At 55.2% G+C, this 24,233-nt stretch carries 24 protein-coding genes; 13 read left to right on the forward strand and 11 right to left on the reverse strand.

Translation table 11 applies throughout. The features are described from left to right. Positions 1-24 precede the first annotated feature (24 nt). From ACSOSI_RS07740 to ltnD, 5 genes are all read right to left on the reverse strand, one after another. Positions 25-1,395: a GntP family transporter gene (locus ACSOSI_RS07740; protein ID WP_476706815.1), complete on the reverse strand. Its 1,371-nt coding sequence runs from the start codon at positions 1,393-1,395 to the stop codon at positions 25-27. Between the two features lie 106 nt (positions 1,396-1,501). Continuing rightward, positions 1,502-2,278 carry an HPr family phosphocarrier protein gene (locus tag ACSOSI_RS07745; protein WP_476706816.1) on the reverse strand — a complete coding sequence of 259 codons (777 nt, stop codon included), beginning with the start codon at positions 2,276-2,278 and terminating at the stop codon, positions 1,502-1,504. 3 nt (positions 2,279-2,281) lie between these two features. Then, positions 2,282-2,914 carry a 3-oxo-tetronate 4-phosphate decarboxylase gene (gene otnC / locus ACSOSI_RS07750; protein ID WP_261413103.1) on the reverse strand — a complete coding sequence of 211 codons (633 nt, stop codon included), beginning with the start codon at positions 2,912-2,914 and terminating at the stop codon, positions 2,282-2,284. Continuing rightward, positions 2,911-4,173 carry a 3-oxo-tetronate kinase gene (gene otnK / locus ACSOSI_RS07755; RefSeq protein WP_476706817.1) on the reverse strand — a complete coding sequence of 421 codons (1,263 nt, stop codon included), beginning with the start codon at positions 4,171-4,173 and terminating at the stop codon, positions 2,911-2,913. The genes otnC and otnK overlap by 4 nt, the downstream gene beginning before the upstream one ends. Then, positions 4,173-5,087 carry an L-threonate dehydrogenase gene (gene ltnD / locus ACSOSI_RS07760; RefSeq protein WP_476706818.1) on the reverse strand — a complete coding sequence of 305 codons (915 nt, stop codon included), beginning with the start codon at positions 5,085-5,087 and terminating at the stop codon, positions 4,173-4,175. Before ltnD ends, otnK begins: the two co-directional genes overlap by 1 nt. Before the next feature lie 280 nt (positions 5,088-5,367). Between ltnD and ygbI the strand changes: the two genes are divergently transcribed. Next, positions 5,368-6,132 (forward strand): DNA-binding transcriptional repressor YgbI, encoded by a 765-nt coding sequence (gene ygbI / locus ACSOSI_RS07765; RefSeq protein ID WP_012005926.1) that lies wholly within the window; start codon positions 5,368-5,370, stop codon positions 6,130-6,132. 215 nt (positions 6,133-6,347) lie between these two features. Here the strand turns inward: ygbI and ACSOSI_RS07770 are convergent, their stop codons facing one another. From ACSOSI_RS07770 to ACSOSI_RS07785, 4 genes are all read right to left on the reverse strand, one after another. Continuing rightward, a complete protein-coding gene (locus ACSOSI_RS07770; protein ID WP_476706819.1) occupies positions 6,348-6,707 on the reverse strand; it encodes a hypothetical protein in 360 nt (119 codons plus the stop codon). Positions 6,708-6,950: 243 nt separating this feature from the next. Then, on the reverse strand, positions 6,951-7,718 hold the full coding sequence (locus ACSOSI_RS07775; RefSeq protein WP_115182932.1) for a molybdopterin-dependent oxidoreductase: 768 nt from the start codon (positions 7,716-7,718) through the stop codon (positions 6,951-6,953). Next, the gene (locus ACSOSI_RS07780) at positions 7,711-8,316 is read right to left on the reverse strand and encodes a cytochrome b/b6 domain-containing protein (protein ID WP_218216328.1); all 606 of its coding nucleotides are present in this window, start codon (positions 8,314-8,316) and stop codon (positions 7,711-7,713) included. Before ACSOSI_RS07780 ends, ACSOSI_RS07775 begins: the two co-directional genes overlap by 8 nt. Positions 8,317-8,330: 14 nt before the next feature. Continuing rightward, complete coding sequence (locus ACSOSI_RS07785) at positions 8,331-8,957, reverse strand: hypothetical protein (RefSeq protein ID WP_012005930.1); 627 nt, start codon at positions 8,955-8,957, stop codon at positions 8,331-8,333. Between the two features lie 140 nt (positions 8,958-9,097). Here ACSOSI_RS07785 and ACSOSI_RS07790 point away from each other — a divergent pair, with 140 nt between their 5' ends. The 9 genes from ACSOSI_RS07790 (at position 9,098) to ACSOSI_RS07830 (ending at position 20,001) form a co-directional block, all read left to right on the forward strand. Further along, on the forward strand, positions 9,098-9,769 hold the full coding sequence (locus ACSOSI_RS07790) for a heavy metal response regulator transcription factor (RefSeq protein ID WP_115182929.1): 672 nt from the start codon (positions 9,098-9,100) through the stop codon (positions 9,767-9,769). Then, positions 9,766-11,190, forward strand: coding sequence for a heavy metal sensor histidine kinase (locus tag ACSOSI_RS07795; protein WP_259188130.1), 1,425 nt, complete (start codon positions 9,766-9,768; stop codon positions 11,188-11,190). Before ACSOSI_RS07790 ends, ACSOSI_RS07795 begins: the two co-directional genes overlap by 4 nt. 544 nt (positions 11,191-11,734) lie before the next feature. Then, complete coding sequence (locus ACSOSI_RS07800; protein ID WP_476706820.1) at positions 11,735-12,574, forward strand: winged helix-turn-helix domain-containing protein; 840 nt, start codon at positions 11,735-11,737, stop codon at positions 12,572-12,574. Positions 12,575-12,732: 158 nt separating this feature from the next. Beyond that, positions 12,733-13,356, forward strand: a complete 624-nt coding sequence (locus tag ACSOSI_RS07805) for a LuxR C-terminal-related transcriptional regulator (RefSeq protein ID WP_476706821.1) — start codon at positions 12,733-12,735, stop codon at positions 13,354-13,356. Positions 13,357-13,791: 435 nt separating this feature from the next. Further along, positions 13,792-14,379: a common pilus major fimbrillin subunit EcpA gene (gene ecpA, locus ACSOSI_RS07810; protein ID WP_012005935.1), complete on the forward strand. Its 588-nt coding sequence runs from the start codon at positions 13,792-13,794 to the stop codon at positions 14,377-14,379. An 80-nt stretch (positions 14,380-14,459) separates the two neighbouring features. Further along, on the forward strand, positions 14,460-15,128 hold the full coding sequence (locus tag ACSOSI_RS07815) for an EcpB family pilus assembly chaperone (RefSeq protein ID WP_112363845.1): 669 nt from the start codon (positions 14,460-14,462) through the stop codon (positions 15,126-15,128). 96 nt (positions 15,129-15,224) lie between these two features. Next, positions 15,225-17,705, forward strand: coding sequence for a CS1-pili formation C-terminal domain-containing protein (locus ACSOSI_RS07820; protein ID WP_476707257.1), 2,481 nt, complete (start codon positions 15,225-15,227; stop codon positions 17,703-17,705). Then, complete coding sequence (gene ecpD, locus ACSOSI_RS07825; protein ID WP_115182926.1) at positions 17,695-19,329, forward strand: fimbrial adhesin EcpD; 1,635 nt, start codon at positions 17,695-17,697, stop codon at positions 19,327-19,329. Before ACSOSI_RS07820 ends, ecpD begins: the two co-directional genes overlap by 11 nt. Positions 19,330-19,338: 9 nt before the next feature. After that, positions 19,339-20,001: a fimbria/pilus periplasmic chaperone gene (locus ACSOSI_RS07830; RefSeq protein WP_112363843.1), complete on the forward strand. Its 663-nt coding sequence runs from the start codon at positions 19,339-19,341 to the stop codon at positions 19,999-20,001. Here ACSOSI_RS07830 and ACSOSI_RS07835 read toward each other — a convergent pair. Together ACSOSI_RS07835 and ACSOSI_RS07840 are read right to left on the reverse strand one after the other, a co-directional pair. After that, positions 19,998-21,464 (reverse strand): sensor histidine kinase, encoded by a 1,467-nt coding sequence (locus ACSOSI_RS07835; RefSeq protein WP_476706822.1) that lies wholly within the window; start codon positions 21,462-21,464, stop codon positions 19,998-20,000. The genes ACSOSI_RS07830 and ACSOSI_RS07835 overlap by 4 nt on opposite strands. A 3-nt stretch (positions 21,465-21,467) precedes the next feature. Continuing rightward, positions 21,468-22,181: a winged helix-turn-helix domain-containing protein gene (locus tag ACSOSI_RS07840; RefSeq protein ID WP_476706823.1), complete on the reverse strand. Its 714-nt coding sequence runs from the start codon at positions 22,179-22,181 to the stop codon at positions 21,468-21,470. 147 nt (positions 22,182-22,328) lie between these two features. Here ACSOSI_RS07840 and ACSOSI_RS07845 point away from each other — a divergent pair, with 147 nt between their 5' ends. The 3 genes from ACSOSI_RS07845 to ACSOSI_RS07855 are packed head-to-tail and all read left to right on the forward strand — an operon-like array spanning position 22,329 to position 24,058. Then, entirely contained in the window at positions 22,329-22,940 is a 612-nt protein-coding gene (locus ACSOSI_RS07845) for a cytochrome b/b6 domain-containing protein (protein WP_476706824.1), read from the forward strand. Between the two features lie 10 nt (positions 22,941-22,950). Then, positions 22,951-23,739, forward strand: a complete 789-nt coding sequence (locus ACSOSI_RS07850) for a molybdopterin-dependent oxidoreductase (protein ID WP_476706825.1) — start codon at positions 22,951-22,953, stop codon at positions 23,737-23,739. A 58-nt stretch (positions 23,740-23,797) separates the two neighbouring features. After that, positions 23,798-24,058: a pentapeptide MXKDX repeat protein gene (locus ACSOSI_RS07855; RefSeq protein ID WP_476706826.1), complete on the forward strand. Its 261-nt coding sequence runs from the start codon at positions 23,798-23,800 to the stop codon at positions 24,056-24,058. The last annotated feature ends 175 nt before the right edge of the window (positions 24,059-24,233 follow it).

Raw genomic sequence — 24,233 nt, forward strand, 5'->3', positions numbered from 1 at the left:
GGTCTGTGCAGTATGCCAGAGAAATTACACCGCCAGCCACAGCAACCAGGTGAACAGGAAACCACTGAGGCCGAGGATAGTGGTCAGCACCGTCCAGGTTTTCAACCCATCAGCCACTGAAAGACCGAGATATTTGGTGACGATCCAGAAGCCGGAATCATTCACGTGCGACAGCCCCAGCCCGCCGAAGCAGGTGGCGAGGGTAACCAGTACCAATTGCAGATGATTCAGTCCGCTGACCGCTTCCGACAGTAACCCTCCGGTTGTCAGGATTGCCACGGTGGCGGACCCCTGTGAGGCACGCAGAGCCAGTGAGATAATAAACGCCGCCGGGATTAACGGCAGGCCAATGGTGGTCAGAACATCCGCCAATGCCTTGCCCACGCCAGACTCCACCAGCACTTTGCCGAACACGCCACCGGCACCGGTTACCAGGATCACTACCGCGGCAGTGGGCAGCGCGCCACCCATTACGTCGCTGGTGTGTTGCAGGCTCCAGCCGCGGCGGATGGCCAGGAAATAGAACGCCAACAGCAGGGCGATCATCAGCGCCACCGCAGGGGAACCGATCAGCGATAAAGTGTCACGCAGTACCGAACCTGGCTCAAGCAGGGTGGCGGAAACGGTACCCAGCATGATGATCGCGATAGGAATGACGATCAGCGCGGCCACCAGCCCGGCCCCCGGAGGGTTGATGCGATCGCTTAACGGCGCTTTGCCTGCAGGAGCCGGCTCGGGGGCCGCCAGCTGCAACTGCTCCAGCACTTCAATCGACAACGGGTAGGGCTTACGGTTCAGCCATTTAGCCGCGAAGTAGCCGATAACCCCGACCGGAATGCAGATAGCCAGGCCGATAATGGTCAGCCAGCCGATGTCGGCGTTCAGTAACCCGGCAGCAGCCACCGGGCCAGGGTGCGGCGGCAGCGCGACGTGCACCGTCAGCATTACGCCAGCCATCGGCAGGCCAAATTTCAGCGGGGAAACTTTGGCCACCTTGGCAAAGCCGTAGATGATCGGCGCCAAAATGATAAAGCCGACGTCGAAGAACACTGGAATACCGAGAATAAACGCAGCGATGGTTAGCGCGGCGATGGTACGTTTTGGCCCTAAAGCCTGGCTGAAACGATGGGCCAGCGACTCGGCCCCGCCGGAATGCTCGATCATTCTGCCAAGCATCGCGCCCAGACCGATAATAATGGTGACCGAGCCCAGCACGCCGCCCATTCCGGCGGTCATCACTTTCATCACTTCGCCGGTCGGAATACCGCTGGCCAGCGCCACCAGCAGGCTAACCACCAGCAGGGCGACAAATGGCTGGATCTTGGCCTTGATCACCATCAGCAGAAGCAGCACTACGCCTAATGCGGCAATTATCAAAAGCAGAGAAGTGGACATGGGATTGCCTTTAATCGGGTAAGAGTCAGGCACCGCGATCGCCGGCTGGCGATACGGGTGCGTTTAATTTTTATATTGTTGCTGTCAGGTACGCAGGATCGGCCTGTTACAGATAAGGCCTTATCCACCCCAGACCGGCCCGGGTATCGCCACGCGGTTTGTACTCGCAGCCAATCCAGCCGGTATAACCGAGGCGGTCCAGTTGGGCGAACAGCCAGGGATAATTGAGTTCGCCGTCGTCCGGTTCATGGCGTTCTGGTACTGAAGCTATCTGAATATGGGCATAGCGCCCGGCCAGTGCAGCCATCAGACCGCTGATATTGCCGTCGACCAACTGCGCATGGAAAAAATCGAACTGGATAAACACATTCGGGCGATCGACGGCTTCGACCAGTTTTGCTGCCTGATGCTGGCTGGAGAACAGATAATTGGGCTTAACCTGCGGGCTGAGCGCTTCGATCAGTACCTTGATGCCGTGTTGGGCGAAGCTGTCGGCGGCGTAGCGGATATTACCGATAAAGGTATCGCGGTAGCGTTGCCAATCTTCGCCGGGCGGAACCACACCGGCCATGACGTGTACGCTGGGGCAGTTCAGCGCGATGGTATAGGCCAGAGCTTTGTCGATATCGGCACGCGCGGCCTGTTCGCGGCCAGGAACCGCCGCCAGCCCCCATTCTCCGGCATCGGCATTACCGGGGGCGGTATTAAACAGCACCTGCTGCAGGCCGTGGCGGCGCAGCTTTTCCGCCAGTAACTCGGCCGGATAGTCATAGGGGAACAGGAACTCCACCGCGGTGAACCCTTCGACGGCCGCAGCCTCGAATCGCTCCAGAAACGGCAGTTCGGTAAACATCATCGATAAATTGGCAGCAAATTTTGGCATGATTCAGCTCCGTAGCTCGGCAATCTCATCATCGGTCAAATAACGAATCGGGCGTTCGCCGAGGGTGAAAATCAGCTTCGCCGCATCCTCCATCTCTTCGGTGTTGTCCGCCGCGGCGCGCAGGCTATTACCTGTAACCACCGGGCCGTGATTGGCCAGCAAAAAAGCACGGTGCGTCGGTGCCAGCTTGGCCAGATCCTCCGCCAGTCGCAAATCACCGGGACGATAGTAAGGCACCACCGGCACCTTGCCGACGCGCATCACCACATAAGGGGTGAAGGGTTTGATGGCATTCTCCACGTCCAACCCCTGCAGGCAGGACAGGGCGGTGAGATAGGTACAGTGCAGGTGCACCACCGCTTTGCATTCCGGGTTGTTCAGATACAGCGCGCGGTGGAAACTGATCTCTTTTGACGGTTTATCCCCGGACAACCATTCGCCGCTCAGGCTGACTTTCGACAACCGATCGGCCTGCAGTTCACCCAGACAGGATCCGGTGGGGGTGGCCAGTAGCGTGCCGTCCGCCAATAGCAGCGAAAGATTACCGGCAGACCCGGTGGCGTAGCCACGCTGAAAGAACGAGGCCCCCAGACGTACCATTTCTTCACGCGCCTGCTGTTCGGTGGTCAGTGTCATAGGGGGAACTCCGTTTGCGCCCGGGCGAAAAAGTTCTCGTCGCCAAAATTGCCCGATTTCAGGGCCAGTGAAATAGACTGATCGATGGCACGCACCCAGGGCACGCCGGGAGAAATACAGGGGCCAATGTGGAAACCGCGAATACCCAGAGCCTGCGTTACCACGCCAGAGGTTTCGCCACCGGCGACGATAAAGCGGCTGAAACCCCGCTGCTGGAGCTGTTTGACCACCCCGGCGAACAGCGACTCTACCGCCTGGCTGGCGGCGGCCATACCGTACTGCTGTTGCACCTGCTGCAGTTTTTCCGGCTCTGCGGTGGCGTACAGCAGAGGGGCCAGCGGGGCACTCGCCTGCTGTTGCACCCAGTCGGCCAGCTCGGTGATATAGGCCGTGCGCTCGGCATCATTCAGGCACCGCGCCACGTCGACCGCCATAGCGGCCGCCTGTTGACGGTAACGTGCCACCTGTTGATTAGTCATAGTGGAACAGGAACCGGACAACACCACGGCTTTTGCTCCTTGCGGCGCTCCTGCGGCCTGTGGACTGCCTTGCCCCGGTTGCGCCCATTGGCGTGCCAGGCCAATCGCCAGGCCGGAGCCACCGGTCACCAGCTTCATATCTTTCAGCGCCGCACCCTGGGTCAGCAAATGCTGTTCATTCAGGGTATCGAGCACGGCGTAACGCATGCCCAGCAGTGCCAATTGCCGTAGTTTTTCAGCCACCGCCCCGGCACCGCGATCCATTTCTGCGGCGTTCACCAGCCCACAACGTCCCTGAGCCTGTGCTTCCATCAGCCGCAGCAGGTTACTGTCGGTCATTGGCGTTACCGGATGGTGGCGCATGCCGGACTCTGCCAGCAACTGATCCGACACGAACAGATAGCCCTGATATACGGTGCGGCCGTTAACTGGCAACGCGGGTGAAATCACCGTCTGGCTTTCACCCAACGCATCAAGCAGGGCGTCGGTCACCGGGCCGATATTGCCCTGCGCGGTGCTGTCAAAGGTCGAACAATATTTGAAGTAAAATTGCCGGCAACCCTGGCGCTGTAGCCAGGCCAACGCCTGCAACGACTGCTCAATGGCCTGCGCCACCGGGCAGGAGCGTGACTTCAGGCTGATAACCACCGCCTGCGCTTCGACCGGCAGGTCATCCCGCGGCACGCCGTTCAACTGCACCGTCGGCAGGCTGTTTTCTACCAGAAAGCTGGCAATATCGGTGGCTCCGGTAAAATCATCTGCAATGACGCCGAGCAGCATTATGCGTTCTCCTTCTTTTGCGGCAGGTCGATACCGGCGAAGATCTTGATCACCGCACTGTCGTCCTCTTTACCGAAACCGGCATTACTGGCGGCGGTGAACATATTGAAGGCGGTTGAGGCCAGCGGCAGTGGGAAATGCAGCGCTTTGGCAGTATCCGCCACCAACCCCAGATCCTTCACGAAGATATCAACCGCCGATTTAGGTGCATAGTCACCGTCGACCACGTGGCGCATGCGGTTCTCGAACATCCATGAGTTACCGGCGGCGTGGGTGACGACATCGTACATAACGTCCAGCGGGATGCCGGCGCGGGCGGCCAGCGCCATGGCCTCGGCCCCGGCGGCGATATGTACCCCGGCCAGCAGTTGATGGATGATTTTCACCGTAGCCCCCAGGCCAATCTCTTCGCCAATGCGATAGACCTTGCCGGCAATGGCGTCCAGCACCGGTTGCAACTGCCGGAAAGTGGATTCGGCACCGGAGGCCATCACCGTCATCTTGCCCTCGGCAGCCTTGGCGGCACCACCGGAAACCGGGGCGTCCAACATGTTCAGACCCAGGGCCAGTAACTGCTGTTCGATCTGTTTGGCATCGGCCGCGGAAATGGTGGAAGACACCATCACCGGCGTATTTGGCTTCAGCTTCGCGGCCAGGCCGTTGTCACCAAACAGGATCTGTTTCACCTGCGCGGCGTTGACCACCAGCAGCAGCAAGGCATCGAGTTCGGCTGCAAAGTCGTCTGCGCGGGTCGCCGCCTGTTTTGCTCCGGCCTGTTGCAAGGTGGCCAGCGCCTGCGGGTTAAGATCGACACCGTAAGTGGTCAGTCCGGCATTAATGCACGACTTCGCCGCTCCCATGCCCATTGAACCTAATCCTACGATGCAAACTGCAAAATCCGCTGGCTGTGTCATAGCGCACCTCTTGTTAATTTTAGTGATAATTTGTTTTGTTGTGTTAAATATAAGCGCTTTGTCGTGTGTCATCAGCGATCGTTGTCACAATTATTAACAGTGGGTGAATAAGGTTCACATCAGCCAATAATATAAATTTTCTCTATCTATTTGTTTTAAAAAATTAAAATAAAATAACCGATAACATGAGCGACTTCACGGCCTGAAAACAGCAGGCTTTCACCGAACGAAAATTGACGTAAAATCACAATTATTATCACTGCGGTAAAGAGAGGGAACCGTGATACCTGTAGAACGCCATCAACAAATTTTAGCGCTGGTATCAGAACGCGGGGTGGTCAGCATTGCTGAGTTGACCGAACGGCTGGGGGTGTCGCACATGACCATTCGCCGCGATCTGCAAAAGCTCGAGGAGCAGGGCGCGGTACTGGCGGTATCGGGTGGCGTGCAGTCGGCAGAACGGGTGGCGATTGAGCCTTCGCATCAGGACAAGGAAGGGATGTACAGCCAGCAGAAAGCGGCCATCGGTCAGTTGGCTGCCCGGCAGATCCCCGCTGACAGCTGTATCTATCTGGATGCGGGTACCACGACGCTGGCGCTGGCCAGGCACATTAGCGATCGCGATGACCTGACGGTGGTCACCAATGATTTCGTGATTGCGGGTTACCTGATTGAACACAGCCAGTGCAAAATCATTCACACCGGCGGCACCGTCTGCCGTGAGAATCGCTCCTGCGTGGGGGAAGCGGCAGCGCAGGCATTGCGCGGGCTGTTTATCGATCTGGCGTTTATTTCCGCTTCGTCATGGGGCATGCGTGGGCTGTCGACGCCGAACGAAGACAAGGTGATGGTGAAGAAAGCCATTGTGGATGCCAGCCGCCGCTGCATTCTACTCAGCGATACCTCTAAATACGGTAAAGTTGCCACTTATCTGGCACTGCCGATAACGGCATTTGACGCGATTATTACCGATAACAACCTGCCAGCCGCCGCGCGCGAGGCTATCCAGCAGGCGGATATTACGCTGATGACGACCGGGGAGTGATTGGCTAAAACAGAAAACCCCCAAATGGGGATTATGACGTTTCGTTGGAACGGTAGCGGCTGATGACCCGCCCTGGCGTACCGAGGCAACCTCGTTCACGCCACTCCTGGCATCTTTGTTCCCACCAGGCATCATGGAAAGCTTGTAAGGCCTGCAAGCGCTGTTCTTTAATACTCAAAAAATTCGAGCTTTGCTCCTGTGATTGATCCAAGACGTTAGATTTCGATGACATATAAACCGTCCTTTATGAATTCCATTTTGTATAAATACTGTACTCTTTGAGCATGTTTTTTCAATAGTGAATCATAGATTTTGGCCAGGGCGGGTCTTAAAGGTACGCTAAAAACGAGCTTTGCCTGATATTGGGTAACGAAGACGATAATAGTTTTACCTATCCCATCGACGAACAGGCGCTCACGTTCAGAAAATGTATACCCCATGGGGGTATAGGTATCGAATGCGGAGCGTCCTTGTCTGGTGGCAAGACTTAGTGCTTTGATATCATAAAACTCTATGGCATAAGCGTTATCTAAAAAGTCTGGGTCGGTATAAACATGCGCAAACCATGCTCGCATTTCTTGAGTGATCTTTTTGAAATCCAGATAATATTCTGCAGTTTTTTCGTCACTTTTGCTTACTGTTATCTGAATTCACCCGCCCGTAGCGTATAGCGCTCCATAGCATCAATCTCCATGATAAAATCCTTTTTATTATTACTTTTCCAATAGTTATCTTCCTTGTTAATGGTGAATTATTAGCAGCGACGGGATATCTGTGCCAGCCGTCCGCGGGGATCCTGCGCAGTGCTGCGCAGAAAACTAAATTCCGCTGAACCAGTTATAACCCTGATCTTCCCAGTAGCCGCCGGGGTTGGTATCGCTGACAAAAATAGCGGCGATATGTTTGGCGTTCTTGAACCCCAGCTTGGTGGGTACCCGCAGCCTTAGCGGGTAGCCGTAATCCGCTGGCAGCGCCTTGCCGCCGAAATCCAGCGCCAGAATGGTCTGTGGATGCAGCGCGGTGGCCATATCGATGCTGGAGTAATAGCGGTCCGCGCATTTGAAGCCAACATAGCGCGCGTTCAGATCCGCTCCGACGTGCTGCAGGAAGTTACGCAGCGGCACGCCGCCCCATTGGCCGATGGCGCTCCAGCCTTCGATACAGATCAAGCGGGTGATCTGGCTTTGCTGCGGCAGGCGCTGCAGCTGTTCCAGCGTCCAGGGCGCTTTTCTCTCTACCTTGCCGGAGACTTCCAGTTGATAGCTGGCCAGATCCACTTCCGGCACGTTGTACTCGGGGTAAAACGCGTTAAACGGGAAGGGATTGGTGATTTGGTCCGGGCGATAGGTTTGTGCCAGCTTCTGGCCACTGAACAGCCAGGCCTGCACCCGATCGTTCCAGCGCGACATTGCCCACAACACTTTATCGACCTGATCGCCGTCCTGCAGGTTGCAGCCGCTCAGCATGGCGATGCCGCCCAGCGTCAGGCCGGAACGCAACATCAGGCGGCGCTGCAGATTGACCAATTGTTTCTTTTGCGCCGGCTCCAGCGTCGGTGCCGCAGGGCGCTGTTTTTTATCATTCATGCTTGCCACCCGTAATCATTGCCCACAGCGTGCGCGGCACGATCATCACCATCAGCAGGTGGATCACCACAAATAAACCAATGCCGGACATAGCGAAAAAGTGCACATAACGCGCGATATCAAAACCGCCAAACAGGCTTACCAACCCTTGTAGCTGCACCGGTTTCCAGATTGCCAGCCCGGAGAGCACCAGCAACAGCCCGAGAATCAGTACGCCGAGATACATTAGCTTTTGAATGGCGTTATAACGGCCGTGCTGATGTTTTAGCCGCAGCGTTAACGCCTGCCAGATATCGCGTCTTAACGTACCGGCGGTGAGCGGCAGCAGATCCTGCCGGAAATGGCCGCTGAACAGGCTCCACAGGAAATAGCACAGCGCGTTGCCTGCCAGCAGCCACATGACCGCCAGATGCCAACCAATTGCGCCCCCCAGCCAACCGCCGAGCGTGACCTGCGGCGGGAAGCGAAAGCCGAACAGCGGTGAGGCGTTGTAGATTTCCCAGCCGCTCATGAACATGCAGACCATGGCAAACAGGTTAATCCAATGGGTAATGCGTACCGGCCAGCGGTGCACCGGCCGTGGCGCGTTGGTTTTCATCATCGACTCCCGAGTTACATCGGCGGAACGGTGCCGTCTTTGCCGGCAGAAATACGGGTGGCGACGCGTTCGCCCTTATCGTCAGTGGCGGAGAACAACACGATGTGCGCACCGGGTTTGAGCAGGCTGCGATCGCCGGGATCAAGAGTCACGATCGGCACATCTTCCGGCACGTTAACGGTTTTCTGCTGGTTGCCGTAGGTCACGGTCAGAGTGCGGCCGTTGGAGTTAACCAGTTTACCGACGGTGCCGTTGGTCATGGTATCCACCTTGCCGTCGGCAGATTCCCAGGCCGAATGGCCCTCACCGGTGCCGCGCAGGCTGGCTGCGAACACGTGGACTTCCAGCGCTTTCAGGCTGCCGTCCGCTTGGGGGACCGCGGCGGTGCCGATAAAGCTGTCCGGTTTAATGTCGTCCAGCGTGCCTTTTGAAACGCTCAGCACCTTCGTCTGGTCGTTGAGTTTCACATTGACCGTTTCCCCTTTACGGTCGGTAATTTGCAGGCTGCTGTCGGTCACCTGACTGATAGTGCCGCGCAGTGGAGCAATAACTTTCCCTGGCGTTTGAGCCGCAGCGGCGGCTCCGCTGCACAGCATCAGGGTGGACAGCAGTAAACCGGCAAAACGATGACGGGTAATCATAATGTTCTCCTCTGTTTAGGTTGCCGGTTAAGCATGGTTGAACAACAGGGACAGCACCATGTCGATTTAATGACATTAATGTCATCAAGCATGTCTGCCGAAGCTGCTAGTATTTCCGCAGGTGTAATGAGGTGGCGACAATGCGGATATTGGTAGTTGAAGACGACATCAGTACGGGTGATTACCTGAAGAAAGGGCTGGGCGAGGCCGGATACAGCGTCGATTTGGCGCGTAACGGCACCGACGGCCTGTTTCGGGCTCTTGAGGATGCTTACGACGCCATTGTGCTCGACGTGATGCTGCCAGGGCTGGATGGCTGGCAGATCATTGAGGTACTGCGCAAGAAAAGCGATGTGCCGATCCTGTTTCTGACCGCCCGCGACGGGGTGCAGGATCGTATTCATGGCCTGGAGCTGGGGGCAGATGATTATTTGATCAAACCTTTTTCCTTCACTGAACTGGTGTTGCGATTGCGCACCTTATTGCGGCGCGGCACGGTACGTGAGGCCGACCACTATGCTATTGCCGATCTGCAGCTCGACGTTCTGCGCCGCAAAGCGGTACGGCAGGAGCAGGTGATCCCGCTGACCAACAAAGAGTTCATGTTGTTGCATCTGTTGGTGCGTCGTGAAGGGGAAGTGTTGTCACGCACCATGATCGCCTCGCAGGTCTGGGACATGAACTTTGACAGCGATACCAATGTGGTGGATGTGGCGATCAAGCGGTTGCGTGCCAAGATTGATCGGCCCTTTGACGTCAAGCTGATCCACAGCGTGCGCGGTATCGGCTACGTTTGCGAGCCGCGTTCATGAAGGCTCTGGTCCAGCGTTGGCGTGCGCTGTCGTTGACGCTGCGCAGCGCTATGCTGTTTGCGCTGGTGGCGGCGTTGGTCGTCAGCGGTGCGGGATGGTACCTGTACGACGCAATGCGTCAGGAGATGACCTTCCGCAGCGATTTGCAGGTCACCGGTCGGGTGGAGTATTACCGTAATTTACTGAGCCGGCGTTTTCCCCTCGAGCAGCTGATGGCGAACACTGGCCTGTTTGAAAATATGCTGGGGAACGAGCAGGACGTGCTGATTTTTCAGCAATCTGGGCAAAAGTCGTTAATCAACGTTAACCCGGCCAGGGTGAGCCTGCCGCCGATGATCCCGACGCCGGTTGGCACACCGCAGCGGTTGAGTGCGGTACAGAGCGGGCAGACGGCGCAAGGCGTGCCATTGCGAGCCGCCTCGGCGCTGGTCAGACTGGAGGACGGCAACCTGCTGCAGATCTCGGCGGCCCATGTGATGTTCAATGAACAGAAGATGCTGGCGCGTTATCTTTGGCGAATTGTCGCTGCGGTGATAGTGGCGTTTGTGCTGATCGCATTGCTGGGTTATTGGGTGATGCGCCGTGGCTTACAGCCATTATGGCGTATGGCAGCGCAGGCGGCGGTGATCACACCGAATACGCTGTCGACTCGCCTGAGCGAGCAGGGGGCGCCGAAGGAATTGCAGCAACTGACTCGTTCGTTTAATGCCATGCTCGATCGCCTGAACGAAGGCTATCAACGGCTGACGCAGTTTTCCGCCGATCTGGCGCACGAGATCCGCACTCCGGTGGGCGCGTTAATGGGGCAATGTCAGGTGGCGCTGTATCAGTCACGCAGCGTGGAGGAGTATGAAACCCTGTTGTCGAACAACATGGATGAACTGGAACGCATTTCGCGCATGGTAGAAAATATTCTGTTTCTGGCGCGTGCCGGCGAAGGGCAAGCGGTGCTGAACGTCAGTCGCCTTGATATGGCGCAAGAGCTGCAACGGGTGGCGGATTATTTTGAAGGCCTGGCGGAAGAGCGCGGTATTACGCTGGTTTGCGCAGGCAGAGGGCAATTGCTGGCGGATGCCATGTTGTTCCAACGTGCACTGAGCAATCTGGTGGCCAATGCGGTGCGTTATGCCGATGAGAACAGCCAGATATTACTCCAGACCCTCACTCAGCAGACTGGGGAAGTGGTTGTACAGGTGGTTAATCAGGGGCCGGCTATTGCTCCAGCCCATCTTGATAAGTTGTTCGACCGTTTCTACCGCGCGGATGCTGCCCGCAGTTCCGGCAGCCATGCCAGCGGGCTGGGATTGGCGATCGTCCGCGCAATCATGACGCTGCACGGCGGTGTCACTCGTGCCCACTGCTCCGGAGGGAATAACTCCGCCCGGATCACCTTTAGCCTGATATTTCCCGCCGCAGATTAATTTAATCCCGCCGTTTGAGACTAATCTTTGCATCACTAATATAGTGACGCAGGGTATTATTGGCGCAAATGTATTCGTAACCATTTACTTTCATTTTCCCCGTTATTGTCTCTATAACCCCCGAATCAAAAGATTAATCCTGCCGTAAATTGCGTCTATTTTACGCTTTACCCTTTGATTTTTGGTTAAATATAGTGTCATCAAAAATTATGCATTATTATTTTTTCATTAAAAATGCTTGCATTAAATGAGCAGGAAGGATTTTTAGCTTAAAGGCGATAATTTACAAAACAAAAAACTAACTTTAAGAACTTTTACATATAAATATATCAATGATTGTGATGTTTGTATAATCTTTGGTTATGGTTTATGAGAAAAATCTTATATCGAAAACAGTAAGGCGAGAAACATCCATTCTGTGGCGTTAATTGATTTTCATTGCGATTGGAGACTGGAATTACTGATTAACCTGATTAAATATTGCTTAATATTTTATTAACATTTAACGACGGCGATAAATAATCACTAGAGTGACCTCTAAAAAATGAAATATAGATTAAACGATCACATCATTTTTGATGTGGATACGGGCACCCTGAGCCTAACGGAGTTCTCTGATGACCCCATCCCTATTTCCAATCCTTCAAAGCGACTACTGCTGCTATTGATTACCCATCATGGTGAGGCAGTTGGCCGGGAAGTGATATTCAAGAAGGTTTGGGACGATTATGGCATGGTTTCTGGTAACAATAATCTTAACCAGTGCGTGAGCAAGCTACGTCGGGTAATTAAAAACCTGGGCATTGAGGAAGAGGTGATCGCCACCGTACCCAAGGTCGGTTTTATGCTGCGCTATGAAATAATAGTTGAACACTGTAACGGGCCGGAAAACAGCTTCACCGACGAAGAAACGTCTGTTATTCCGCATGCCTCTGTTCAACCGGAAATAGCATCATCGGCCGGAAAGCCGGGGGGCGTCGGGACAGTGTATGCCGGCTATTCCCGACGTTGGTGGACGATAGCCGGCATCGTCGCACTGGGGGTGATTATGCTGGTGGTGGCGATTAGCTGTTACCTCACCGGCTCGGTTTCCCGGCAGGAGATTTATTTGGGTAAGGCCAACAGCTGTAAGGTTTTTATGTCGATGCCCGGCGCTGCGGTTGCCGTCAGTGCCGGCCTGAGTCGTGACATTCTGGCCTATGCCGCCCCGCAGACGGCAGAGTGTAGCGGCGACGAGTTCTTGTTGGTGGTGCGTAGTAACCAGGTGCGCTCCTACATTTCCGGTATTTCCCGGCTATTTTTCCTGCGTTGTCGCATTTTGCGTGAGCACAGGGTCGAAATTTGTTCTGGTCTTGAAAGCGACAAAGCAGCAATTATCAATTAATCATTACTCGGTGTCAGGATGAACACCACCCCGGGGGAAAGGAATATGCCGCCAATATTATCACCTTGATATTAATAACTTAAGCTTTGCCTTTTGGCTACTAATGCAGCATTTCCGCCTCAATCGCTATTTTTATACCTAAATTACGGTAATAGATTATGACGAATATTCCTTTCAAAGAGGCTATTCTCTTTTTTGAACCCAATCCCTGGGTAAGAAAAGGATTACGGGCACTTATTGAACCCGAGCCAACGCGCTACCAATTTGTCTACAGCATCAGAGAAATAGAGGCTGTGCTGAAGGAGAATGAGAAACAACTCCTCATTATGGAGTTGTATAATGAAAGTGAGAATTTGTATGATGTATTACGCTTCATTCTGACGATTAATGATTTCTGGCCGAAGACACCGCTGATCATATTTACTGAAGTGACTAACGCCAGCATACTGGCGATGCTGGCGGCAGAGACGCATTTATCCCTGGTGGCAAAAGGCGATCCGCTGGATTGTCTGCTCGAAGCCGTTGCCGACACGGGAGTGGGGTTTCGCAGCCCGGGTATTCAGGCGGCGCTGACCCAGCCCGTGGAGCTTCTTTCACGCAGCGAATGGCTTATACTGGCGATGATGATTACCGACAGCGATCCGCGGCGCATCGCCCGTGTCACCCATCGCAGTTACAAAACGGTGAGTACCCATAAGTTGAATATCATGCGCAAACTTGGCCTTAATCAGGCAGGGTTTATGCGTCTGATTCTGGCCTTCCGCATTCAGCATCCTGCCTGAAAATCAACCGTCGGTCCGTCTTGTTACCAGTCAGATCGGCGGCTTAATAAAACCTCCTCAGATCGCTTATTTTTCTCGCCACTTACCATTTCGCCAGAATTGATTTAGATCAATTTAAATATCCTACAAAAATAATTCAAATGGCCGCATTTACGCCTGGCGTAATTGAGCGTTTCATATGCTGTTTTGGCCGTTTTATTGGTATGGAAAATAATAGGGATTTTGTTCTTGCTGTGGGCATGCTCTGGGTTTTAAAGCTTAAATCTGGTTGAGTAAACGTTAATTGTGGAATTAAAAACTAAATATTTAGGTGTTGGTAGTTAATGGTTCTTTTTTGATTTGATGCGGTTACTCTCCTTCTCGTCAAGCAGACTGGCTAAAGCAGGTCACGCTAATGGACGCACAATCATATTTAAAGTTGAAGGGAGTTTTACCATGAAGAAAATTACACTGGCACTGGCCATTATTTCAGCCTTCGCTGCGGTTAGCACTGCACAAGCCGCCGACGTCACCGCTCAGGCGTTGGCCACCTGGTCTGCTACCGCAAAGAAAGACACCACCAGCAAACTGGTTGTTACCCCTATCGGCAGCCTGTCCTTCAACTACGCGGAAGGCATCAAGGGCTTTAACAGCCAGAAAGGTCTGTTTGACGTGACTGTGGAAGGGGATGCCACCGCTACCGCATTCAAACTGACTTCCAAACTGGTTTCCAACACCCTGACTCAGCTCGACACCTCTGGTTCTACCCTGAACGTGGGTGTGAACTACAACGGCGAGGCCGTAGAGAAAACCGCCGAGACCACCATGATTGATACCTCTGCCGGCATTCTGGGTGGCAACCTGAGCGCGCTGTCTAACGCCTATAACAAGGCCGTTCGTACCAGTGCACAAGACCAGTTCACCTTCACCATCATTGGCGCCACCTCTGACGGCACCACCGCAGTGACTGATTTTAGCACCTTACCGGAAGGGATCTGGAGCGGTGATGTGAGCGTTGAGTTCAACGCCACCTGGACCGCCTAATCCCCTGAGTGACCGCTGTAAAACAGGGGGGTAACCCCCTGTTATTCACCGCTACTGAAGAACGCTACTGGAATACCGTCATGAAACCTTTCTCTCTCGCCGCCCTCCTGCTGTTATCGCTGTCTTACCCTGTTTTCGCGCTTGATGTCGGTGAGATCAGTTCGTTCATGCACAGCGATAGCGCGCGTCTGAGTAAAGAAATCAAGAACACCACCGACAGTGGTCGCCTGGTGAACATCAAAATCGAGCGTATCTCCAGCCCGCTGGAATCGGGTGCGGTGGTGCCGATGGGCAGCAAAGATGAAATGTTGCTATCACCGGCCAGCCTGATATTGCCGGCCAACGCCAGCGATGTGATTCGCTTTTATTACAAAGGGCCAACTGATGGCCAGGAGCGCTACTACCGCATCGTCTGGTTCGATCAGGCACTGAGCGACGTGGGGCAAAACTCGGCCAAGCGCAATGCCGTCGCGACCACCTCTGCACGAATCGGCACCATTTTGGTGGTGGCTCCCCGGCAGGATCAATTCAATTACCAGTTTGCCGCCGGCCAGATCAAAAACACCGGTAACGCCACTTTCAAGGTGGTGGCCTACGGCAACTGTCGTAACAAGAAAGACGGCAATGACTGCAAGGAAAACTATTTCGTGATGCCGGGCAAGGCGCGGGGGTTCAGCAAAGTAGACGTCAACGACAAGAAAGGTCGCGTGGCGTTATGGCATGGCGACCAGTTTATCCCGGTGAAATAGAGCAGCTTGTCTGCAATGAAACGGAATGCACCACATTAAAGCAAGGAGTGGCATGTGAAGGCTGTGCTGTTGAAAACGCTGCTGGCCGGCGGGGTGATGGCGATCCCTGCGGTGTTGCTACCGGGCCAGGCGGCGATCGCTGCCGGGCTGACCCAAATTGACGGTGTGTTGATCCCGCAGACCTTCAGCCTGGCGCTGCGCGAAGGCATGAGTATTCCACTGCTGCTGCACTTTGAAAAAAACAGCGGTGTAAAAGATGACAGCCGCATTGGGCACGCTTTTTTATATCTGGATAACGATCGGCTGAAAATCCGCCAGATCACGCTGGAAGACGGGGACGATGGCACGCCGCTGACCGCAGAGACCATCAGGCAATTGCAGGCGTTGCAGGAGGCTAAGTTTGACCAGCAACAGCGCATTGCACTGACGGATGACGCCTGGCTGGCGCTGGATTTCCGCCAGCTTAATTTGCAGCTGGTGGTGAAGGAGGCGGCGATGGGGACCCTGCTGCGTGCTCGCTCCAGCGACATCGGCGTTTCCAGCGTGGATGCCGTCAGCAGTACGCTGGATTATAACCTCGGGGTTTATGATAACCGCACCCGGGCCAGCGAAGGCAATACTTCCAGCTACCTGTCGCTCAACAGCGTCACTGCCCTACGTGAGCATCATGTGGAAGTTAACGGTTCCGTTTATGGCATCGGCAGCGGCGATGAGAACGCCACGCTGTATAAGGCAATGTACGAACGTGACTTTGCTGGCCGTCGCTTTGCCGCCGGCATGCTGGACAGCTGGAACCTACAGTCGCTGGGGCCGGTCACTACCATCAACTCCAGCAAGATCTATGGTCTGTCTTATGGTAACCGCGCCAACTCCACCGTATTTGATAACAGCCAATCGCTGACGCCGATCGTGGCGTTCTTCCCCTCTGCGGGGGAGGTGCATCTGTCGCGCGAGGGACGATTGCTGAGCGTGCAGAACTTTGCCATGGGCAACCATGAGGTGGATACCGGCAACTTGCCTTACGGCATTTATGACGTTGAGGTTGAGGTGGTGGTCAACGGTCGGGTGGTGGATAAACGCATGCAGCGGGTGAACAAGCTGTTCAGCCCCAACCGCGGCGCCAATGCGCCGCTGGCCTGGCAATTTTGGGGCGGCATGATCCGCATGGATGACTGGCGCGGTGATGATCAACGCCAGCGGCAGGCCAAGGATTCTTACCTGATCGGCGCGTCGGCCACCGGTAACCTGCAGACGCTGAACTGGGCGCTGTCTGGTTACTCGTTTGACAGCAACGCGGTGGGTGAAAGCCGTATCAGCGTGCCACTCAGTCAGTCGATTCAGTTCAACGTGCAGAACATGGTGGCATCTGACCATTCCTGGAGCCTGGTCAACAGCGTCAGTGCCGCGCTGCCCGGCGGTTTCAGCAGCCTGTGGGTCAATCAGGAAAAAACGGTGATCGGCGACAAACTGCTGCAAAACGATGCGCATAACCGCGCCATCGGCGGCACGATGAATTTTGGCGCGCTTTGGTCACCGTTGGGGAGTTTAAGCCTCAGTTATAACGACGATAAAAAGAACGGCAGTCACTATTACAACGCTGATTATTACCAAAATATTTTCACCGGTCGTTTTGGCACGCTTGGCGTGCGTGCTGGCGTACAGCGCTACAACAACGGTGGCTACAGTTCGAATACCGGCAAATACATCGCACTCGATTTCTCACTGCCGATGGGCAACTGGCTCAGCGCCGGGGTTTCAAACCAGAACGGCTATACCACGGCCAACCTGGCCGCGCGTAAAGACATTCAAGACGGGCCCATCCGCACCCTGGGTGCCAACCTGTCACGGGCGATCTCCGGTGACACCAAGGGCGACAACAGTATGAACGGAGGGGCCTATGCGCGCTTTGACACCAAATATTCCGCCGGTACGGTCAACGTCAGCAGCTCTGCCGACGGTTACGTTAACACCAGCCTGACCGCCAGCGGCAGCGTAGGTTGGCAGGGGCGTGATATTGCCGCCAGCGGCAGAGATGAGGGCAATGCGGGCATCATCTTTAACACCGGCATTGAAAATGACGGCATGCTGACCGCCCGGGTTGATGGCCGGACGGTCAAGCTGACCGGCAATAAAAACTATGTGCCGTTGTCGCCGTATGGCCAGTACGAAGTTGAGTTGATGAACAATAAAAACTCGGCGGAAAGCTTCGATATCGTCACCAGGCGCAAGAGCAAGTTAACGCTGTATCCGGGCAATGTGGCGGTGATCACGCCGGAAATTAAACAGATGGTGACGGTATTTGGCCGCATCAAGGCGGAAGACGGCACACTGCTGGCCAACGCCTATATCAAAAACCATATCGGCCGCACCCGCACCGATGAAAAAGGCGAATTCATTATGGACGTCGATAAGAAGTTCCCGGTGATCGACTTCACCTACAGGGGTAACCAGAGCTGTGAAGTGAGTCTGGACCTGAGTAAGGCACAGGGGGCGATATGGGTCGGCGACGTGATTTGTAGCGGACTGCAAACCTACGCGGGTAACCTGCAGACAGGAGAGACGACCAATGAAGGCTAAGTTTACGCTGCTGCTGATGCTGTGGGTTACCTTGCCGCTGCGCGCGGCGGTGAGCGTCACCAACTGGCCGGATGCCGCGACGATGAAGTTCGTGTTTGTCGAGAATAACGCCGATGACAACTTTTTTGTTACGCCGGCCGGTGGGCTGGATCCGCGCATGACCGGCGCCAATAAGTGGACTGGGCTAAAATACGGCGGCTCCGGCACCATCTATCAACAAAGCCTCGGCTATGTGGATAACGGCTACAATACCGGCCTGTCAGCCAACAATCGTTTTGACATGTGGCTGGAAAATACGCCGATCAAGAACCCGTTTCTCGGGCTGCGCTGCATTAACTGGTATGGCGGCTGCAATATGGATACCAGCCTGATTTTGCCGCAGGCTACCGACGAGAAAGGCTTTTACGGTGCGGTGGTGACTTCGGGTGGGGCTAAATGGATGCACGGCATGATGTCGCCGAGTTTCTATCAATACTTGCAGCAAATGGCCCCAGGCAGCGCATTCAGCATGCAGATTAATGCCTGCCAAACCGCGGATGTCTACGATGCCAGTAGCGGGGGGCGCTGTCAGAATCAGAGCAGAGGTAGCTGGTATAAACGCACCGTAACCCACAGCAAGGCGGCGCATCTGCGTTTTATCAACACCAACGCGGTGTCGGAAGTGTTTGTTAACAGTGATGGCGTACCGATCATCGGTGAGGGCAATGCCGACTGTAAAAACCAGACTATCGGTTCACGCTCTGGCATCACCTGTAAAATGGTCAGTTACGATCTGCAGACCGACGGCAGCGTCAGCAATACCTCGATTCACGTGTTCCCGGCGATCAACCATGCGGCGTTAACGTCGGCGACCAACGCCGCCGATTTGCAGTTCAGCCTGGATGGCAATAGCTGGAAAAACACCTCGGGAACCGGCAGCTATTACACCTTTAATCAACTGAAGAGCAGTAATGTGATTTACGTGTTCTTCGCCAGCAACTTTTTCAAGCAAATGGTGAAACTGGGGATTTCCGACAGCGGCACTCGCGACCTGATCAACTTCCGCTTCCAGAACACCACCTCACCCGAGTCCGGCTGGTACGAGTTTTCCACCTCCAACCAACTGATTATCAAACCGCGTGATTTCAGCATCAGCATTATCTCCGACGACTACGATAACCAGCCACACCGCGAAGGTTACGTCGGCCCGGCGGAGCCTTCGCTGGAGTTTGGTTATATCGTCACCACCAGCGGCAAGACCGCCGCCGACCAGGTGCGAGTGATGGCCACCGGCCCAACGCAGGTCATCAACGGGATTAATTACTGCATTTTTTCCTCGGCGGATAACCAAAGTCAGGTGCCTTTCCCGGCCATGCTCAGTATCACTACCAGCACCAACGGCCAACAAAGCTATGACGCAGGCTGCGACGGACAGTGGCATGACATGACCAATGCGTTATGGAGCAGCACGCCGTGGAATGACATCTCCGGTGAGGTAGGGGTGCTGAACAAAACCCGGGTCAAGTTCAGCATCCCGATGAATAACCCGATCTCATTGAAAACGGTCGCGGGTAACGGCTGGTATGGCGACGTTAGCGCCGCCGGGGAGATCCACGTTGAAGCCACCTGGCGCAACATTAACTAGGAACAACCCATGAGAAGCTGGCTGTTCTGGCTACTGTGTTGGCCATTTGGCGCGACGGCGATAAACGTCGGCACCCTGACGTTTGCGATGGATCAGGATCAATCGTTCACCGCCAAGCGGGTGCTGAACAACAACCGCAGCGCGCGTATTTATCAGGTGACTGTGCGCGCCATCGACAGACCGGGGGAGAAAGAAACACGCAGCCGCCCGGCGGACGGTGAACTGCTGTTTGCCCCGCGCCAGCTGCAACTGCAGGCCGGGCAGGGCGAATATTACAAGTTCTTCTACCGTGGCCCGCAGGACGATCGCGAGCGTTATTACCGGGTATCATTTCGCGAAATTCCCACCCGCCTTTTCGACCCGGCGCAGCGTCAAACTGCCGGCGTCAATCTGGAGCCGATAGTGGTGATGGACACCATTTTGGTGGTGCGCCCACGCCAGAGTCATTTCGCCTATCGGTTGGATCCGCAGCGTGGCACGCTCACTAATACCGGCAACACCTACTTCAAGTTCCTGCTCAAGCCCGGTTGTGACAGTACCGACGAGGAGGGGATCACCGAATACCTGCGCCCGGGTGATACGCTGACCCATGCAGGCATTCGGCTGAAAGGGCAGAAATTTATTATTTATAACGACAAATTTATCAGCGTCGATAAAAGCTGCATTAACTAACGCAGCGGGATCGAAAAGCGGAAACAGGCACCGGTTTGCGCCCGCTCGACCAGTTGGATATCGCTGTCGTGCAGCAGCAAAATGCGCCGAACGATCATCAATCCCAGCCCGCTGGCATGGCGGCGGGCGCTGCTCAGAATCGAAGGGCGCACGAACAGGTCGGCGCGTAGTTCCTGCGGGATGCCCGGGCCGCTGTCATTAACCTGCACCAGCACCTTGCCTGCCTGTTGCCACAGGCGCACTTCAATCTCACCGCCCTGCGGCGTGTGGCGGATGGCGTTGTCCAGCAGGTTGGTCAGTACCCGCTCAATCATACTGACATCGGCAAACACCAACGGAATGCCGGGGGTAATATCCGCCAGCAGCCTTTGCTGGCGAGCCTCTGCTGCCAATTCGAACTTCTGGAACACGTCCTGCACCAATTCGCTGAGTGAGAACGGCTCCTTCTGCGGTTTCACCACGCCATACTCCAGTCGCGCCAGCTCGAACAGTTCCTGCGCCAATCGGCCGACCTTACGGCTCTGCGCCAGTGCAATCTCCAGATAGCGTTGGCGATCGTTGTCGCTCAGGCTGGCCGATTTAACCGACAAGGTTTCCAGGTAGCCGTGCAACGACGTCAGTGGAGTGCGCAGATCGTGCGAGATATTGGCAATAAACTCGCGGCGTTGCTGATCCTGCTGCGAAAGCGTCTGCCACTGTTCGGCGATACGCTGCGCCATGCTGCGGAATGCCTGCTGCAGTCGGCTGACTTCATCGCGACCGCCGCTGTCGGCTGGCAGCATGGCATAGGCTTGTACCGCCGCGATGCCACCGCTGTCCAACTCACTGACCTGACGTGTCAAACGGCGGATAGGTCGGGTCACCCAATAAAACGCAAAACCACCGGCAACCAGACTAAATAGCACCATCAGGCCCGAGGTCCACAGCGCCATGGAGACCGCGGAGTTATGCAAAGCATGACTGGTTAACGCGTCGTAATCCTCACCCAGCAACACCACGTACAGGTAGCCCTCAACCTGACCGTTGACCTTCAGGGGCGCGGCGCTGAACACTTTTTTGGCATCCGGATTACGCGGGTCATCGCCGTACACCGGCATATTTGCACCATTGAAGAGCGCCTGCAGCGGCAGCAGATCGACCTTCTGGCGTTTCAGGTGACCGGCCGGTGCGGCGTTGCCGATAATCTCGCCCTGCTTATCGAGCAGATAAACCTCAACGCTGGGATTCACCGCCATTAATTGATCGAACAGGTTTTGCACCGATTTTGCGTTCGGCCCGTTCTGCCCCAACAGCGGGTTACTGTCGGCAATGTGCTGCGCCAGATTACCGGACAACCGTTGGATCACCGCCTGGCTGTACTGGGTGCTACTGCGCACCTGCATCCAGCCGAAAATGGCGCAGCTGATCACCATCAACAGGGCGAAGATCAGGGTCAGGCGTTGCGTTAGCGTAAGGTTTTTCATGATTCACTCTTGCGGCGCTGCCGCGAATTTATAGCCCATGCCCCACACGGTGAGGATGCGCTCGGGGTCCGCCGGATTGGTTTCGATCTTGATACGCAGCCGGTTGATGTGAGTATTCACGGTGTGCTCGTAGCCTTCGTGCTGATAACCCCACACCTGATTGAGCAGGCTGAGGCGGGAAAACACCTTGCCAGGGTGTTTGGCAAAAAAATACAGCAGGTCAAATTCGCGCGGCGTCAGATCGATGGTCTGTTGGTTCAAATGTACCTCACGGGCAATCGGGTCGATGGTCAACCCGTCAAAACTGAGCGTGCCGGCGTCCATCCGCAGGTTGCGGCTCATCGCCTCCTGGCGGCGAAACAGCGCCTTGACCCTGGCCACCAGTTCCAGCATCGAGAAGGGCTTGGCGAGGTAGTCGTCCGCCCCCAGCTCCAGCCCCAGGACGCGATGCACTTCGCTGGAACGCGCGCTGGTAATAATGATTGGCGTGTAGCGCGTCATATTGCGGGCGCGGCGGCAGATCTCCAGCCCGTCAATGCCCGGCAGCATCAGGTCGAGGATCAGTGCATCCCAGCCACCCTGTTCCAGCATCGCCATGCCCAGATTGCCATCGGCGGCATGGCTGATGTCATAACCTTCATCGCGCAGATGTAATTGCAGCAGCTCGGCGATATTGCCGTCGTCCTCGACGATTAAAATTTTCTTTGGCTTTTCCACTCTTCTCACCGCTATTGCCAGACCTGATTGAAGTCTACACAACCCTCAGTGCCGGAGTTATCACATTTTATTTAACTTTGCGTGAGGTCTTGGGGAACAAATCAGGCGGATACTCAGCGCATCGAAACGCCACCCAAGGAAAGCCTCATGGCCATGTCCATTACACCGGAGAAACCGGTGCTGATCCATCCGCTGTGGCTGCGCCTGACGCACTGGCTGAATGCGCTGGCGATGCTGATTATGGTCACCAGCGGCTGGCGCATCTACAACGCTTCGCCGTTGTTTAACTTCAGTTTTATCAATGAGCTGACGCTGGGCGGTTGGTTGGGCGGCGCGTTGCAGTGGCACTTTGCCGGCATGTGGCTGTTTGGCATTAACGGTCTGTGTTATCTGCTGATTAATATTTTCAGTGGCCGGCTGAAACGCAAATTCTGGCCGCTCAGCCCGAAAGCCTTGCTCGGCGATTTGCTGGCGGCGCTGCGGGGCAAGCTCGGCCATAACGATTTACGCCATTACAACATGGTGCAGCGGGCAGCCTACCTGTTTGTGATGGTGGTGGGCGTGGTGATGGTGCTTTCCGGCCTGGTGCTGTGGAAGTCGGTGCAATTTCCACTGTTGCGTGAACTGCTCGGTGGCTATGAAGCGGCGCGTTATATCCACTTTTTCGTCATGTCGGGGCTGGTGGGTTTTGTGGTGGTGCATCTGGTGATGGTGGCGTTGGTGCCACGCACGCTGTTGGCCATGCTGCGTGGACGTTAAGGAGAGCCTGATGAAAGCACAGAAACAGCCAATAAGCCTGAGTGAAGGGCAAGAGATCGTCAGAGAGGCGCAGCAACTGCTGGCACGCCAGCTGGAGTCTTCTTCGCGGCGGCGCTTCCTGCGCAACGGGCTGACGCTGGGGGGGATCGCCATGCTCACCGGGTGTGACATCAGCGACAACACCAATGTCGAACAGGCGCTGAGCCGCATCTCACGCTTTAACGACCGGGTACAGGGCTGGCTGTTCAATGCCGACCATCTGGCGCCGGTGTATGCCGAGTCGATGATCACTCGTCCGTTCCCGTTCAACGCGTTTTATGCCGAGGAGCAGGCACCGGAGATCAATGGCGACGACTACCGGCTGGAGGTCAACGGACTGGTGCTGAATAAGCAGCCCTGGACGCTGCCGCAATTGCACAAGATGACGCAAATCAGTCAGGTGACGCGCCATATCTGCGTAGAGGGTTGGAGTGCGATCGGCAAGTGGGGCGGGGTGCCGTTCGCGGAATTTCTCCAGGCGATCGGTGCGGACCTGAGCGCCAAATATGTCAGTTTCAAATGCGCCGACGATTACTACACCAGCATCGATATGGCCACGGCGCTGCATCCACAAACCATTATGGCGCTGACCTACGACGGCCAGATCCTGCCGCGAAAATACGGCTATCCGATGAAGCTGCGTATGCCGACCAAGCTCGGTTACAAGAATCCGAAACATATTCAGGTGATTGAAGTCACCAACCGCTTTCCCGGCGGTTACTGGGAAGATCAAGGTTACAACTGGTTTGGCGGCAGCTAAAGGCGGCCACAACTATCCCCGGCACACAGGTGCTTTTTAAATAAGAGAAGGAAATACCATGAAAAAGTTATTCGCAGTGATGATGTGCAGCGCGTTGATGTTGGGTTCTATCGGTGCCAATGCTGCAGACAGCATGAGCAAAGACGCGATGAAAAAGGACAATATGGGCCAGATGTCTCATGACGGCATGGCTAAAGACGGCATGAAAAAAGACGCCATGAAGAAAGACTGCATGGGCAAGGATTGCATGAAAAAAGACAGCATGGCCAAAGACGGCATGAAGAAAGATGAAATGAAAAAGGACACCATGGGGAAATAAGCGGCTCAGACTCCGGCTACCCTGAAAACCAAAGGCCACGTAATGTGGCCTGAATTTGATAAAAGTTGCCTTTGTACCCTAGATACCCGGGCCTAGCGCACCGAGGGGCGCTCCGGCGGGCAAGCCGCTACGACCCCTTCGGCACGCTCTCCCTAATAACAGGCTTTGTCAGCCG

Source organism: Serratia sp. AR11, from assembly GCF_056376275.1.

Bases quoted from the DNA above. Each gene is read 5' to 3' on its own strand.
- ACSOSI_RS07740 (WP_476706815.1), bottom strand. From the start codon at position 1,395: ATGTCCACTTCTCTGCTTTTGATAATTGCCGCATTAGGCGTAGTGCTG.
- ACSOSI_RS07745 (WP_476706816.1), bottom strand. From the start codon at position 2,278: ATGCCAAAATTTGCTGCCAATTTATCGATGATGTTTACCGAACTGCCG.
- otnC (WP_261413103.1), bottom strand. From the start codon at position 2,914: ATGACACTGACCACCGAACAGCAGGCGCGTGAAGAAATGGTACGTCTG.
- otnK (WP_476706817.1), bottom strand. From the start codon at position 4,173: ATGCTGCTCGGCGTCATTGCAGATGATTTTACCGGAGCCACCGATATT.
- ltnD (WP_476706818.1), bottom strand. From the start codon at position 5,087: ATGACACAGCCAGCGGATTTTGCAGTTTGCATCGTAGGATTAGGTTCA.
- ACSOSI_RS07770 (WP_476706819.1), bottom strand. From the start codon at position 6,707: ATGCGAGCATGGTTTGCGCATGTTTATACCGACCCAGACTTTTTAGAT.
- ACSOSI_RS07775 (WP_115182932.1), bottom strand. From the start codon at position 7,718: ATGAATGATAAAAAACAGCGCCCTGCGGCACCGACGCTGGAGCCGGCG.
- ACSOSI_RS07780 (WP_218216328.1), bottom strand. From the start codon at position 8,316: ATGAAAACCAACGCGCCACGGCCGGTGCACCGCTGGCCGGTACGCATT.
- ACSOSI_RS07785 (WP_012005930.1), bottom strand. From the start codon at position 8,957: ATGATTACCCGTCATCGTTTTGCCGGTTTACTGCTGTCCACCCTGATG.
- ACSOSI_RS07790 (WP_115182929.1), top strand. From the start codon at position 9,098: ATGCGGATATTGGTAGTTGAAGACGACATCAGTACGGGTGATTACCTG.
- ACSOSI_RS07795 (WP_259188130.1), top strand. From the start codon at position 9,766: ATGAAGGCTCTGGTCCAGCGTTGGCGTGCGCTGTCGTTGACGCTGCGC.
- ACSOSI_RS07800 (WP_476706820.1), top strand. From the start codon at position 11,735: ATGAAATATAGATTAAACGATCACATCATTTTTGATGTGGATACGGGC.
- ACSOSI_RS07805 (WP_476706821.1), top strand. From the start codon at position 12,733: ATGACGAATATTCCTTTCAAAGAGGCTATTCTCTTTTTTGAACCCAAT.
- ecpA (WP_012005935.1), top strand. From the start codon at position 13,792: ATGAAGAAAATTACACTGGCACTGGCCATTATTTCAGCCTTCGCTGCG.
- ACSOSI_RS07815 (WP_112363845.1), top strand. From the start codon at position 14,460: ATGAAACCTTTCTCTCTCGCCGCCCTCCTGCTGTTATCGCTGTCTTAC.
- ACSOSI_RS07820 (WP_476707257.1), top strand. From the start codon at position 15,225: ATGGCGATCCCTGCGGTGTTGCTACCGGGCCAGGCGGCGATCGCTGCC.
- ecpD (WP_115182926.1), top strand. From the start codon at position 17,695: ATGAAGGCTAAGTTTACGCTGCTGCTGATGCTGTGGGTTACCTTGCCG.
- ACSOSI_RS07830 (WP_112363843.1), top strand. From the start codon at position 19,339: ATGAGAAGCTGGCTGTTCTGGCTACTGTGTTGGCCATTTGGCGCGACG.
- ACSOSI_RS07835 (WP_476706822.1), bottom strand. From the start codon at position 21,464: ATGAAAAACCTTACGCTAACGCAACGCCTGACCCTGATCTTCGCCCTG.
- ACSOSI_RS07845 (WP_476706824.1), top strand. From the start codon at position 22,329: ATGGCCATGTCCATTACACCGGAGAAACCGGTGCTGATCCATCCGCTG.
- ACSOSI_RS07850 (WP_476706825.1), top strand. From the start codon at position 22,951: ATGAAAGCACAGAAACAGCCAATAAGCCTGAGTGAAGGGCAAGAGATC.
- ACSOSI_RS07855 (WP_476706826.1), top strand. From the start codon at position 23,798: ATGAAAAAGTTATTCGCAGTGATGATGTGCAGCGCGTTGATGTTGGGT.